Raw genomic sequence first — 13,210 nt, 5'->3', positions numbered from 1 at the left:
GATGTCGGACCCCTGGCGCCGACCGACTCGGGCGGCATCGCACCCCTGGGTCGTGCTCCGGAGCGGGCGCGCCGAAGGGAGCGAAACCCCTTCCGGCCCGCTACTGCTGATTACCGATGTGGTTGGTTACTGGCGGGGCTGGTCACCACCCTGGGACTGGTCGCCGCTCTGATTGGGTCCCTGCTGCCCGGGGCTTTGCTGACCTTCCTGGCCGCCCTGGGACTGCGATCCCTGCTTGTCGACAAAGTTCCGGGCCTGCTCGGAACCCTTGCTGATCTTGTCGTGGTACTTGCCGCTGGTCTTCTCGTCGGCGAAGGTCGACGCCTTGTCGATCCCCTGCTTGACCTTGTCCGGGCTCTTGCTGGCGAGCTCCTTCAGCTTGTCCATCATGCTCATGTCGGCCTCTCCTCTCGCCAGGTCGGTATACGGACCACATGAGGCCCTCAGGGCTGCCGCCGCTTTACCCCGATCACGGGCCGGGCAAACTTGCCGGTCCCTCCGTGGCCACGGGAGTCGCGATCACGCCTCGCCCCGGCAACGGTCTGTGAGGGCGCGCGGTTCCCGAAGGCCGAACGAACGCAGGTTCTCTTGCGGGGTCAGCAGGTCGCGGAATCCCGGCACTCGCTCACCGAACGGCAGCACTGCGCCAGCTCGTTCTCCAAGCACCCGCACCCGTCGTCGCCAGGATGCTCGGCTACACCCACGATCACGTCCCCGGGCCGTCACCGAGGTCGGCGGAACCTGGACCCGCTACGCACCCGGGGATCACTCCCAGGGACCCGGGTGGGGAAATTGCGACTTCCCCACCAGCGCGTGGAACGAGGTACGCGCCTCCACGGCCCGCGGCGAGGAAGACTAGATGCTCAGGACCCGCCTACGTCAGCACGCCTTGCTCGACGATGCCCCCGCGCGGGGAAGCTACACGAATGACGCGGTAGTGCCCCATCTTGCCTCATGGGGCTTCTTCCACGGTGGCTGGATCGATTCCCGACCAGGTGGCCAGGCGGGTTGATACCTCGTCGATCGTGGGTCGGCAGCCGGGTTCGGGTGCGAGGCAGGCGTCGACGGTTTCGGCCAGCGCGGTGGGGAGGTTCCGGTGTGTACGCAACGGTGCGGCAGTGCTGTCGCGCTGCGGGTAGCGGGGTGTGCCGTCCTCGCGGCGTTCCCGGTGTGACACCGCCGCCCACGGCGTCGTCCCGGACAGCGCCTCGTACAGGGTGAGGCCGAGTCCCCAGGTATCGGTGGCTTCGGTCGTCTCCTCGCCACGTGCTTGTTCCGGGGAGAGATAGTCGAAGGTACCGCCGGAGCCGCGTGTGCCTGTGCGGCACGCGAGACTCAGGTCCAGCAGTACGGCGCGCCCGCCAAACGCGACCACATTGGACGGCTTGACATCGCGATGGTTCCATCCCCGGCGGTGCAGGTAACCGAGCGCCGAGCACAGGTGTGCTCCGAGCAGGGCGACGTCGTCCGGTGCGAGAGCTCCGTGTTCTGCGATGAGCAGGCTCAGGGTGTGGCCCGGCAGGGTTTCGGTGATCACGAGAGGGCGGATCGGTTCCGTGGTGAGCACTGTGTCGTAGCCACGTACCAGGTGTGGGTGCGTCAACGTCGTCAGGAGCATCCCCTCGTTGCGCAACCATCCGGTCACGGACTCGTCGTCGGCGTGTTCCGGGCGCACGGTTTTACCGACGCAGCGACAGGACCGTTCCTCGCTCCACAGGTCGTAGACATCCAGTCGATTTCCGCGCCGCAAGTGCGCGACGACCCGGTATCCCGGCGACAACCATGCTCCGGGTTCTGTCGCGGGCTTCGCCGGTCGCCTGGACCGGACCGGTTCCTCGGAGCAGGAACCGGCCGAGCCGGCCGGAACGGCTGACCCGGTCGACAACGCTGTGTCCACCACCGACGTCAACTATCGCTACGGTGGCGGCGGTTGGAGTCGCTGCGGTCGCCCGAGCGGTTGCGACGCTTGTGGTCGCTGCCGCTACCGGAGCGGTGACGTTTGTGGCCGCCACTGCCCGAACGTGAACCATGATCGCGCTTGGCCGGGCGCAGCGAATCGAACCAGGAACCCACCGTTGCTACCTCCTCGTCGACATTCGCCGCCACGGTGACAGCGAGGATCGCTGTGGATCATTATCCAGACACTCGATCCTGGTATCCAGACAAAAGCGACAATCGTGACAATGCTTTCAGCTTGTTGAGCCCGCCCCACCCTGGGAGGAAGGACCCAGCGCTGGCCGGGGTGCATGTTGTAGGGATGCACGGGCTGCCCCGATGCCACTCGGTGTGTCACCCTGCTCGAGCGCGCATCTGCAGGCCGTACGCGACGGTGCTACAGACGCCGCGGACATCCGCGCACCGCGGGTGGCGAACACGCGTCGCAGACAGCGAGCCTGCCCACTGTGGTGGCCGGCCGGGCAGGTGTCCGCGCGCGCCCACGCGCACCTCCATCTCGGGCGGGCGTAGCGCAGCGGGCGCGCGGTGGGGTGGCGTACATCCTGCACACCGGGTACCCAATGGCTTTCTGAGGGAAGAAGGGAGCGTCCCATGAGCACCGCAAAAGCCATCGCGGGGTACACGTTCGGAGAACAGCAGGTCCCTCGATCCCCCGTCACGTTCGCCGAGCTGGATCGGCTCACGGAAACGTTGTTGTGGAGCGCGGAGGCCGCATTTCGAGCAGTGGATCCTCGACACGTGCCGGCGCCCCGAAGCGTGTCCCGGAGCGCAAAGTACGGCGTCCAGCACCGACGAGCGGAAGGCCGGTCCTGAACGGCTGGATCGTGCTTTATTCCTGTGAGGATATTCCGGGGGGGTTGGCTGATCGGATAGGAATCGGTCGAGTACGTTCTTGGTCAGCCGGGAGATGTTGTTGGTGTAGTTGTTGTGCGACAGCGATCCGCAGTAGACGATGGAGCTTGCGGACCATACGCCGCCTCCATGGGGTGTGGGGCGGTAAGTGATATCGGCGCGGACCCGTCCGCTTTGGGTGCCCGAGAGGCCGGGCTGGTTGAATCCTTGGTCTTCGAGAAGTTCGAGATAGACATCGGTGTGGCTTTCGGAGGTTGCCGCGATCATTGTTTCGGGTGGCGTACCGAGTTCGGCGTCGTAGATGTCGAGTTCCAAGCCGGCGGCGCCGTCGCCGACGAGCCCGAAGTTTCCGAGCTGTTCGTCGAGGTCGATGCCGTCGAACATCCACGCGGCCGCGGTGCCGCCAGATGGTGCCGTACTCGCCGGTGAATGACACGTGGTATTCGCCCGGTTCGGCTCGCCATGTCTGCGAGCCGTTGCCTTTCCGCGTTTCGACGATGTTTCCGTTTTCCGGGTAGTGGTTGATGACCCAGTGGAAACCATTCGCGCCCATATAATCAGGCAGCCACCGTTTTGGGTGTAGCTGTGCACCGCCTCGAGCATCTGTCCGGAGTAGTATTCCGGGTGCGAGCCGGTGATGACCACCCGGTACTGTTCGATCGCTTCGAGTCCTTCGTGGTGGAGGTCCTCATCGGTAACCACGTCGAACTCGTAGCCCATCTCGGTCAACCAGCCCACCAGATGCAGGTCGGCGTTGAACTGCCACAGCGACGGAGACTTGCACAGGGCAGCACGCATCCCGGCGTGTGTCTCTGCGAGTGCTCCTATCCAGTAACCTCCACGTAAGCCCGGTTCTCCGATTGCTACGGCCGGCCACATGGAAAGCGTCGGCCACGCGGCCGTGCCTGAGGTCGAGTCTCGCTGCAGGGTGCGGTACACGGCCGCTCGTCCAACGGAGAACAGGTCGGTGAGGTTGTCACCGATGGCGCCGAGCATCCGGTACCGAGCGGGCCGGTCGATCGAGTTTCGGCACGACGAGGGTGTCGCCGCCGCGGACGGCGGCCAGTGCCCGGTCGAATCCGGGTCGTGCCCGTCGATGTCAGTGGTTCAGGTCACTTTTCGGGTGGGTTTGTTGGCGTCGTACAACCTGGCTGGCCGCCTGCTTGTAGTGGGGGCAGAGCAGTCGAGCAGATCGGGTATTGGCCCTGGGAGGGACTTGCGGTGCGGCATGCGAGCACAGACGATGATGGACAGTCCGCGGCGGTGGGAAACGGCGAGTTCGCCGAGTTTTTCGCCGCGCAGTTCGCCTCCGCGTGCCGGTATGCCTACACCCTCTGTGGGAATCACGCGGAGAGTGAGGAGATCGCGCAGCAGGCGTTCGTGCGGATGTATTCGCATTGGCGCCGGGTCCGGCGGGCGACCGCGCAGGCCTACCTGCGTAAGACCGTGACGCGGCTGTTCATCAATACCCGTCGCGGGAGACGTGGCCGCGAGCACGCTATGGCCGACGTGCCGGAGCGTCCGGTGGAGCAGGAGCACAGCGAGCTCGAGCGTCAAGGCTTGCGGGCTGCCCTGTTACGGGTGCCTCCACGGCAACGGGCCGTGTTGGTGCTGCGATTCGTCTACGACCTTCCCATCGACGAGGTCGCCGCGGCGCTGGGCTGTTCGCCCGGCACGGTCAAAAGCCAGGCTGCCCACGGACTCGGGAACCTGCGCAAGGCCTATGGGGACCTATTCACCGGATCGGACATCGAAGAGGTGGCATTGTGAACATCGACGACGAAGACCTGATCACCCATCTCCGGGCTTTGGGGGATGCGTCCTCCGAGCCGGGGCTGTCTCCGGACGGTCAGGGCCGGGCCTGGCAAAGTGTGCTGCGGCGCGGCAGGCGCGCTCGGGGTGCTCGGCGCGCCCGCACGGCCGGGGCCGCCGCGGTCGCCGTGGTGGTGGCAGGCGCCGGCCTGAACGTGGCCGGCTTCGGCTCGGCCGGCGGCGCGTCCCGGACCGCGCGTGTGGAGACGGTAGCTCACGTGCTGCACACCGCGGCCGAGAACGCGGACACCGCGAAGCCGGGCCCCGGCCAGTACACCCACATCACGACAGAGCACTGGCGGCTGGCCCGCATCCCCGCGAAGGAGGGGCAGCACACGTCCACTCCCGTTCCGGACGACGCGTTCATTGCCTTCCGGAAGAAGACTCGCGAGGAGGTGTGGATACCCTCCAAGGCCCAGGGCATGATGTATCGAACCCGGACAGGGCCGATCGCGACGAAGTTTCGCAGTGCCGACGACAAGCGCTACGTCAAAAACCACTATCCCGACCGGTTCGAGACGACAACCCGGTACTTCGCAGGCCCGAGTCACCACGGCAAGCAGACCGGCCGCACCATGCACCCGATCGAACCCGGACATCCCGGCAGCGCGGTCGGCGACCGGAACTCCAAGGACAGTCACCGCACGCCGATCGAGGACAAACCCGCCACGTGGCTGGACCCGACCCCGAAGTTTCTGGCCTCGCTCCCCCATGAGCCGCAAGCACTGCTGGATGCGCTGGCCACCGGACACGGCGAATCGGCCGTGGTGTTCAACGACAGCCGTGCCGACACCCAGTTCCGACGCCTCTCCGGGGTGCTGACCAGCGGTTTGGTGCCGTCCGAGCTACGCGCTGCCCTCTACCGCGCGGCCCTGAAGATCCCCGGCGTCACCGTCACCGAGGAGACCACCACCTTCAACGGCCAACCCGGTATCGCCGTCGGCCGCGTCAGTTCCACCGGCCACATCCGGCAGGAAATCATCTTCAACAAGTCCGACTACCAATACATCGGCCAGCGGCAGGTGGTGGTCAAACCCGGTGGCCGCGACGAGCTCACACTCCCGGCCAACCTCACCGCCCCGAAGGGAACGGTCTTCTACTCCGCGGCCGTGACCACGAACATCACCGACAAGCCGAAGTTCGCCATCCCGAAGTGAGCCCCATGAACACACCGACACCGGACGAACTCATCGTCAACTCCGGGCCAGGCCGGACCGTGCTCAGCCCGAACACCGGACAGGCCACGGTATGGAGCAGAACCCGCACCGAAGCCAGACGGTGGACCCGGTCCCTGATCCACAACACCACAAAAGCACCAACACCGATCGAACCCGCCCCCAGAGCTCTGCGAACTACGCACCCGCAGCCAACACCATAGCGCAATATCACGAGTGAAGACCCCCAGCGAAAGAGGACCAGCAACATCACAGTCCCCGCGACCGCACTGGCCGCGGGGACTTCTACCGCCCTGGGACACCGCAGCCCGCATACAGGCAGGCACACACCGAGCCCGACCACCAAGAGGGCGAACTGCCCGCTAACCGCGCCGGCCGGCCAGCGCAGGAGGCTCACGCCGATGGTCACGCCGAGTTTCGCCAGCAGTGCGGGCTGCAGCGGCGGCCTGGGCGCCGCAGAACTGGTGTGCCTCGTTGCCTCCGTGGTCGGCCCAGTCGCCATAGCCGATCGTGGATTTCGCGGCGGCGCCCGTAGTCATCGGATCAGCTGGATCTCGACGTCGAGATCCAGTGTCTTCCATGCTTGGTCTGCGGTGAGGGCCGGGCGGTCGAGGCGGTGGGCCAGTGCCAGGCACGCCCGGTCGCCGAGGGAGAGCCCGTGCGCGTGGGTGCGCGGCCACAGCTCGGCGGTGGCCAACGCGTCCTCACCGGCGAACGGGGTGAGGACCAGCCCCATCCCGAGGACTTCAGCTGCTGCCCGGCTCCCGTCGCCGCCGTGCTGGCTGATCTTCTGCGCGACCTCGCTGAGATTCACAGCGCCGATGACGCCGCCCTCGATGTGTTCATCGACCTGGTCGGCGCCGTCCTCGTCGCGCAGCCAGGCCATCAACGCGGAGGCATCGAGGACGGCGCTCATGCTGCGTCCTCGTCGGCCTCGCGGGCGGCCTCGGCACGCCGGTCGGCGATCAGTTCGTCGACCAACGAGTCCGTGGCTCCCGTTGGGTTCGCGAGCTCGCGGATGCGCCGGATGCGAGCTTGGCGGGTTTCGAGTACGAGCTGTCCGTCCTTGTCGGTGTGGACGTAGAGGGTGTCGCCGGGCTTGATCCCGGCGGCTTCCCGAACCGTCTTCGGCAGCGTCACTCGGCCTTGGCCATTGACGCCGACCGTTCCTTCGGGCTGTTCCCCATGGTCGTGTGGCATGGTTCCAGTGTGACACGCACTATTTACCCAATGAAGACTCTAAATTGTTCATCGTGTCATTACTTTTGAATCAGTGACAGCATGTGACTTACTGACACGTGATCAAACCCGACCAACCTTCGCGGTCACAGCACTATCGGGTGAGGACAGGCCGGTGAACTGCCAAAACGCCGCCCGATGCACACGCGGCCAAGGGTTTGTCGGCCGGGCGGCCACGGGCATTCGGTGAGCATGGCAGGGAGCAGGCAGCCGGAGGAATTGGCGCAGGCGCTGGCCGATATGGCCCGCGACCTGCTCGAGCAGGATTCGGTGCAGCGGACTCTGGATCGGATCGTGCAGCACGCGGTGGGCATCGTCGATGGGTGCGACGATGCCGGGGTGCTGGTGCTGCGAGCCGGACAGCAGGTGCAGACCCTGGCAGCGAGCAGCGACCGCGTCCGCAAGTCGGACCACATCCAAGGTGAGTTGGGTGAGGGGCCGTGCTTCGATGTGGCCGTTGGGAAAGAGCAGATCTATCGCATCCCCGACCTGACCGAATCCCAGGACCGCTGGCCGCGCTACGGGCCGCGGGCCCGCGAGCTCGGGGTCGGCAGCATGATGGGGTTTCTGCTGTTCACCGAGCAGGACAACCTCGGCGCACTGAATCTCTATTCCTCGCAGCCCAACGCGTTCAACGAGCACTCCGAACAGGTGGGCTGGATCCTGGGCGCCCACGCCGCGGTGGCGCTTTCCAGTGCCCGCAGCAGCGCCCAGTTGCACGAAGCGATCGAAACGGGCCAGCAGCGGTTTTCCGACCTGCTCAACCTCGCTCCGGTGGGGGTGGGACTGTTCGATGAGCACGACCGGATCCGGGAGGCCAACGAGGCGCTGCGCCGGCTGACGGGGTATTCGCGCTCACAGCTGTCGGGCATGTCGGGCACCGAGTTGCTGCACCCGCGTGAGCGCAGCGAGGGGATCAGCACCGAAACCGGCCGCGAACACGGCACCGGCCCCTCGGGGGCTCGCCAGCGCACGTTGATGCGCAGCGACGGCCGGCCGGTGATTTGCGAGGTGCGCTACGCCCCCTCGTCCCAGGAGGGCAGCCAGTTCTGGCTGGTGATCTTTCAGGACATCACCACTTACCTGCACCAGGCCGAGCTGCTGCAGCAGCAGGCCACCCACGATGCGCTGACCGGGCTGGCCAACCGACGCGGCATTGAGGAATCGCTGCAGCAGGCCACCGGAGACACGGCGGTGCTGCTGTGCGACATCGACAACTTCAAACGCGTCAACGACTCGCTGGGCCACGCCGCCGGTGACGAACTGATCGCGCAGGTGGCCCAGCGCCTGCGCCACGCCGAGCTGCCGGGCTGCACCGTCGCGCGCCTGTCCGGCGACGAGTTCCTGATCATCTGCACCGAGCTCGAGCAAGCTGGAGGGCTGCAGGCACTGGCCGGACGCGTGGCCGGGATTCTGCGCATGACCGTGCCCCTGCGCGGGCACTTCATCCGCATCTCGGCCTCCGTGGGCGCGGCGATGCTGCCGGCGGAGCCTGCCAGCGGTGAGGATCTGCTGCGGTATGCCGATGCGGCGATGTTTGCCGCCAAACGCCAAGGCCCTGGCCAGGTGCAGCTGGCCGAGGAGGCCATGCTCACCCACGTCAGCGAGCAGGTGCAGTTGGAAGGACACCTGGCTCAGGCGCTGCACACCGACGCCCTTGAGCTGTACTACCAGCCGGTCGTGGACGGCAATCGGTCACCCATCGCCGTCGAGGCCCTGGTGCGCTGGCAGCATCCGGAGCGGGGAATGCTGTCCCCGGCGGTCATCCTGCCCACCGCCGAACAAGCCGGCCTGATCCAGGACCTCGACCAGTGGATCTTGCGCACCGCCCTGGCGCAGGCGGCCGACTGGCCCGAGACACCGCCGGGACCGGTGCAAGTGTGGGTCAACCTCAACAACCGCACCGCCGGCGACGCCGACTTCCTCACCACCCTCGGCAACACCCTCACCCGCTCCGGCGTCGAGCCGCACCGGTTGGTCCTGGAGATCACCGAAACCTCCCTGCTCGAGCCCTCCGACGCCACCCGACAAGCCATGCAGACCCTGATCGACCAAGGCGTGACCTTCGCCGTGGACGACTTCGGCACCGGCTACTCCTCCCTGGCCCGCCTCAAGGACCTCCCCGTCGGCAGCATCAAACTCGACCGCCAATTCATCGCCGGCATCGAAAACGACGAGTTCGACCGCGCCATCGTGCGCTCGGCCGTGGACATGGCCCACGCCATCAGGCGCCGCTGCGTGGCCGAAGGCGTGGAAACCACCGTCCAGTTCCACCTGCTCATCGCCCTCGGCATCGACGCCTACCAAGGGTTCCTGTTCTCCCATCCCCTGCCCAACGGCGACCTCCACGCCCTGCTGAACAAGCAAACACCCCTCCCGCAGCAGCAACAGCAATAACGGCCCGTCCACCGCGACCTGGCGCTGACCACGGCAGACACCGATCCCGACCGCAACGACCTCACCGGTGCCCCCACAGAGCCGGGCTCTGGAGAAAAATCGTGAGAAGTTGAACGGCCCGGTGTGATCTCGTTGATGGAGCGCATTGCCACCATCCGCCGGGACGCTGTCGTCGAGGTGTATGCCCGGGTCGAGGTGTTGCCGGGTGAGTGCCGTCGTCGCGAGCCGGATGGAGTGTCGTTCCGGGGCAACCGGGGCGGGTACGGTCGTGGCTCGTTTCGTTGCCGGGTTTTCCCGGCGGCGTGGCAGTCGTCGATCGAGGGGAAGTGTGTCCGAGGCACCAAGCTCGGATTCCGGGAGCCACGGGGCCTTCCTCGCCGTCCTCGCGGCGCTGCTCGTGGCTCCGGGGCTGCTGGCGCACGGGTCCTGGGCGGTCGCAGCGTTCGAGGAGTGGAGCTACGGGGTCGAGCTGTTCGAACTGCTCGCGGGCGTGGGCAACGTCCTGATCGTGGCAACGCTGGGGGTGGGGGCTGTCATGTTGCTGCTGCGCCGACCTGCCGGACGGTGGATGGTGGTCACGGGCGCGGTCGGGGGGATCGTGGCGCTCGTCGTTCTGATCGTGTCCCTTCTGGTGCTGCTCGTGGGCACGGAGGACGGTTCCACCGAGGGGTTTCTGAAGATGGGGCTCCCCTTCGTGTGCGTCGGTCTGCTCGGTCCGAGCTTCACACTCATGTGCACCCTCGCCGCAAGCACCGGCGAGTGGCTCCGTCGGGGCCGTCGCGGTGTCTCCGACGGAACGGAACACAGGCGGGCCTGATCCGATGAGGCCCGGGCTGGGTCCGGTGTGCCCGGCCGGGAGCGATTATTCGGGGCGCCGCGTGACCCGGCAAGGCGTCGACTCACGTTCCGGTTCGGCGGTCACTCGCGCGAGTGCCCGCCGAACCCGGTTGTCAGGCGGGGATTGTTACGCCTTTCTCCCCGGTGAGGTACTCGTCCGCGATCTCGGCGATGTAGTCGATCCCGTCCGCGCTGCCGGGAAGTAGGTCGATCAGGGGCAGAAGGCCCTCCAGGGTGCGGTACACGGTCCCGCTATGAGATGGAGTCCCGACCAGAGGAGCGGCCCTCCGTCAGCGGCGTCGTACTGCGCCGCTGCTGTTCGATCATTCCCGGCGAGTGTTTTTCTGGGGATCGCTGCGCGGGCACGAGCAGGGCCTGCGGTTCGATCCGGAGCTGCTGCATGTGGGGGCGATGTTCCACGATCTGGGGCTGACCGAGCGGTTCCGCCGCACCGATCAGCGCTTCGAGATCGACGGTGCCGACGAGGCGCGGCGGTTCCTGCACGCCCACGGCGTCACCGGCGAGCAGGCCGACCGGGTCTGGACGGCGATCGCGCTACACACCACACCGGAGATCCCGCTGCACATGACCTCCGAGATCGCTCTGGTCACCCGGGGAGTGGAACTGGACGTGCTGGGCATCGGCTACGACGCGGTCTCCGATGAGCAGCGCGCAGCCGTGGTCGCCGCGCATCCCCGCCCCGGACTTCAAAAACCGGCTCCTGGCCGCGTTCACCGAGGGCATCAAGGACCGCCCCGAGACGACGTTCGGCAACGTCAAGGCCGACGTGCTCGCCCACTGCGTCCCCGGATTCGTCCGCGGCGACTTCGTCGAAGTCATCAAAAACTCCGCCTGGCCGGAATAGCGATTCCGCCCCCGAGACCTGCGTAACCTGCGCGCTGGGCAGGTCTCAGGGGCAGCGGCGGGACCGGGCGGTAGGTGGACGGTCATGGTCAGGGGCAGGTTTCGGCGCCCGCACCGCGGCAGGTTTGCGGGGTGTCGCCGTCGAACATGGCGGTCTGCCCGGGATCGACGGCGTGTTCGATGCCGTCGACCAGTTGCACCGCTGGCACCTGGAGCTCGCCGAAGTCCTGGCCGATTCCGGGTCACCACGCCAAGTAACATCGACGCGCATTACTTACCCAATTGCACCCATGCCAGCAGTGGCTGCTCCCCGGTGAAGCGAGGTCGTCACCACGGAGACTGGAGTCCGGCCGCACGGTGGCTCTCATAGCGTGTAGACGAGTGTGAGGACTTCCTGCTGAACCTCCTTTGCGTGGCCCGAGATGCCCGTGAGCCTTCCGGTGCCGGAAGCCGGGACAATGTTTCCGTAGCTGCTCTGGTTGGTTCCCTCGGCCAGACCGCCGTGTTGGATGACGAAGGTGCCCTCGCGACCGTCGAGCGTGCCTTCGATCCGCTCGGAGGCCACGTAACCGGCGCCCGCGGTTCCTTGGGCTGTGAGTACTTCGACGACTCCCGAGCCCTCGATCGCGCCTTGGTAGCGCTTTCGGATCGTGATCCGGGTCAGCTTGGGTCCCTCGCCGGGTTCCTCGTAGACGATCTCGTCCCACTCTGTGATCTCGAAAGGAGCTTCGATCGTGCGGCCCGCCTGTTGATCAGTCATACCGATGAAGCTAGCCGTGACCCCTGTCATCGGGCGGGGCAGATGCCACGGAAGCGATCCGCGACCGCGGTGTCTTGAGGAAGGGGTGTGGTCCTGTGCCCAACGGGGACGACGTCGACCGAGGCGTTCCCGAGGTGGTGATTACCTGCGCTGGCGCAGCGCCCGTGCTCAGCCCGAGACCGGATTCGCCATCGGCTCACCTATCCGCGCCCGGACCATTGCTCTACGCCCAACCCGAACTCGCCGTGGTTGTTCCCCGGTCGGCGAGCAGGTCAGCCGCTGCGTCCGGAAACCATCAGCGCGCTCCTGCGCCAGCTCGTCGTTCCTTTGATCCTCGGGGGCACCTGGAATCGCTACGCCCCGGCAACCACAACCAGTAACAGCCACCAAGCCGGAACGGGAATACAGGCCAGTTGATCACAAGAGCCTGCCGGTTTCAGACCCCACGTCGGCTTCGGTGATCACGTTGCCGATTCGCCACGGGAATTCGAGAGGCGCCCCGGCTGATGCCACTGCTTTGGTCACCACGGTGCTGGATACCGTGCCACCCGCACACCCACCGGCCCAGCGCACCAGCCCCGAACCCAACGGAGACTGACCCACTACAGGAGCCCCCCCGCATGTCACCGGCGACGAGCGGCAGGGTCGCGGGCATGCTGCCAACGGGTCAGCACTTCCGGGGAGACCTTCGAGCATCGGGCCAGTGAGGCCACCGATGTTGTGCCCGGAGAAAGCCAGCAGGGTGGAGGTGTTGGTCCTGTCCTCGGCGGCATGGGTCAGCGTGGAGTGCCGCAGCTGGTGCAGCGTGTGGGGACCACCGGTCAGGTTCGTGGTGGCCTGCTCGAAGGTTTCGGTCGCGCGCCGATACGACAACCGCGCTCGCCTGGATCCCGGGTCCACATCCACCGGCGGTAGCTCGACACGGGCACGCCGGTCGGTGAGAAACACCGGTTCTGACTTCCGGCCGTCCAGCAGGCGCGGAAGCAGCCGAGCGGTGGCGGTGCGCCACACGATGACATCGGCCGCACCGCCTTTACGGCGGCACCCTCGCGCGACGGTTACGCAGGTCCAGCTCGTCGACGTCCAACGCGAGGACCTCCTCGGCGCGGGCCGCGGTCTCGTACAGCATCCGCCACCATGCGGCGGCCGAGCGCAGCGCGTCCAGCCGAGCATTGGCCGTCGCCGCCGCAGACTTACCCCAGCGGTCGGCGAACCACCGACCGAGCCGTTCGACCGAGGTCTCCTCGTCCAGCACGAACACCGGCGTGGTGGCGCATTGCGAGGACTTCCACGGATTCGGTGCGGATTGCTGTGGTCG

The 13,210-nt window shown here is 66.7% G+C and carries 13 protein-coding genes and 2 pseudogenes; 5 read left to right on the top strand and 10 right to left on the bottom strand.

Annotation, left to right across the window (positions count from 1 at the left end):
* Nucleotides 1-126 precede the first annotated feature (126 nt).
* The 4 genes and pseudogenes from JOF55_RS23865 to JOF55_RS24660 all read right to left on the bottom strand — a co-directional run.
* The gene (locus JOF55_RS23865; RefSeq protein ID WP_310279011.1) at nt 127-396 is read right to left on the bottom strand and encodes an antitoxin; all 270 of its coding nucleotides are present in this window, start codon (nt 394-396) and stop codon (nt 127-129) included.
* Between the two features lie 556 nt (nt 397-952).
* A complete protein-coding gene (locus JOF55_RS23860) occupies nt 953-1,780 on the bottom strand; it encodes a serine/threonine-protein kinase (protein ID WP_310279007.1) in 828 nt (275 codons plus the stop codon).
* A 509-nt stretch (nt 1,781-2,289) separates the two neighbouring features.
* Nucleotides 2,290-3,606 carry a N,N-dimethylformamidase beta subunit family domain-containing protein gene (locus JOF55_RS23855; RefSeq protein ID WP_310279004.1) on the bottom strand — a complete coding sequence of 439 codons (1,317 nt, stop codon included), beginning with the start codon at nt 3,604-3,606 and terminating at the stop codon, nt 2,290-2,292.
* Nucleotides 3,607-3,796: 190 nt separating this feature from the next.
* Nucleotides 3,797-3,901, bottom strand: a pseudogene (locus tag JOF55_RS24660) (recombinase family protein); the annotation flags it as partial.
* A 170-nt stretch (nt 3,902-4,071) separates the two neighbouring features.
* Between JOF55_RS24660 and JOF55_RS23850 the strand changes: the two are divergent.
* Nucleotides 4,072-4,578 (top strand): SigE family RNA polymerase sigma factor, encoded by a 507-nt coding sequence (locus JOF55_RS23850; protein ID WP_310275387.1) that lies wholly within the window; start codon nt 4,072-4,074, stop codon nt 4,576-4,578.
* Nucleotides 4,575-5,777 (top strand): CU044_5270 family protein, encoded by a 1,203-nt coding sequence (locus tag JOF55_RS23845; protein ID WP_310279001.1) that lies wholly within the window; start codon nt 4,575-4,577, stop codon nt 5,775-5,777. The genes JOF55_RS23850 and JOF55_RS23845 overlap by 4 nt, the downstream gene beginning before the upstream one ends.
* Before the next feature lie 553 nt (nt 5,778-6,330).
* Here the strand turns inward: JOF55_RS23845 and JOF55_RS23840 are convergent.
* Both JOF55_RS23840 and JOF55_RS23835 read right to left on the bottom strand, forming a co-directional pair.
* Nucleotides 6,331-6,711 carry a type II toxin-antitoxin system VapC family toxin gene (locus JOF55_RS23840; protein WP_310278999.1) on the bottom strand — a complete coding sequence of 127 codons (381 nt, stop codon included), beginning with the start codon at nt 6,709-6,711 and terminating at the stop codon, nt 6,331-6,333.
* Nucleotides 6,708-6,995, bottom strand: coding sequence for an AbrB/MazE/SpoVT family DNA-binding domain-containing protein (locus JOF55_RS23835; RefSeq protein ID WP_310278996.1), 288 nt, complete (start codon nt 6,993-6,995; stop codon nt 6,708-6,710). Before JOF55_RS23835 ends, JOF55_RS23840 begins: the two co-directional genes overlap by 4 nt.
* 231 nt (nt 6,996-7,226) lie before the next feature.
* Between JOF55_RS23835 and JOF55_RS23830 the strand changes: the two genes are divergently transcribed.
* On the top strand, nt 7,227-9,431 hold the full coding sequence (locus JOF55_RS23830; RefSeq protein WP_310279096.1) for a putative bifunctional diguanylate cyclase/phosphodiesterase: 2,205 nt from the start codon (nt 7,227-7,229) through the stop codon (nt 9,429-9,431).
* 328 nt (nt 9,432-9,759) lie between these two features.
* Nucleotides 9,760-10,248 carry a hypothetical protein gene (locus tag JOF55_RS23825; RefSeq protein WP_310278993.1) on the top strand — a complete coding sequence of 163 codons (489 nt, stop codon included), beginning with the start codon at nt 9,760-9,762 and terminating at the stop codon, nt 10,246-10,248.
* Between the two features lie 133 nt (nt 10,249-10,381).
* Here the strand turns inward: JOF55_RS23825 and JOF55_RS23820 are convergent, their stop codons facing one another.
* The gene (locus JOF55_RS23820) at nt 10,382-10,513 is read right to left on the bottom strand and encodes a hypothetical protein (protein ID WP_310278990.1); all 132 of its coding nucleotides are present in this window, start codon (nt 10,511-10,513) and stop codon (nt 10,382-10,384) included.
* 58 nt (nt 10,514-10,571) lie between these two features.
* On the opposite strand from JOF55_RS23820, the pseudogene JOF55_RS23815 reads away from it, so the two are divergent.
* Nucleotides 10,572-11,133 (top strand): annotated as a pseudogene (locus tag JOF55_RS23815) (HD domain-containing protein); the annotation flags it as partial.
* 363 nt (nt 11,134-11,496) lie between these two features.
* On the opposite strand, the gene JOF55_RS23810 reads toward JOF55_RS23815, so the two are convergent.
* From JOF55_RS23810 to JOF55_RS23800, 3 genes are all read right to left on the bottom strand, one after another.
* Nucleotides 11,497-11,892: a DUF3224 domain-containing protein gene (locus tag JOF55_RS23810; protein WP_310278987.1), complete on the bottom strand. Its 396-nt coding sequence runs from the start codon at nt 11,890-11,892 to the stop codon at nt 11,497-11,499.
* Nucleotides 11,893-12,309: 417 nt separating this feature from the next.
* The gene (locus JOF55_RS23805; RefSeq protein WP_310278984.1) at nt 12,310-12,903 is read right to left on the bottom strand and encodes a hypothetical protein; all 594 of its coding nucleotides are present in this window, start codon (nt 12,901-12,903) and stop codon (nt 12,310-12,312) included.
* 22 nt (nt 12,904-12,925) lie between these two features.
* Entirely contained in the window at nt 12,926-13,147 is a 222-nt protein-coding gene (locus tag JOF55_RS23800; protein ID WP_310278982.1) for a site-specific integrase, read from the bottom strand.
* Nucleotides 13,148-13,210 lie beyond the last annotated feature (63 nt).

The sequence above is a fragment of the Haloactinomyces albus genome (assembly GCF_031458135.1).
In the GTDB taxonomy this organism is placed as follows: domain Bacteria; phylum Actinomycetota; class Actinomycetes; order Mycobacteriales; family Pseudonocardiaceae; genus Haloactinomyces; species Haloactinomyces albus.
This window is presented reverse-complemented; position numbering and strand designations above follow the sequence as displayed.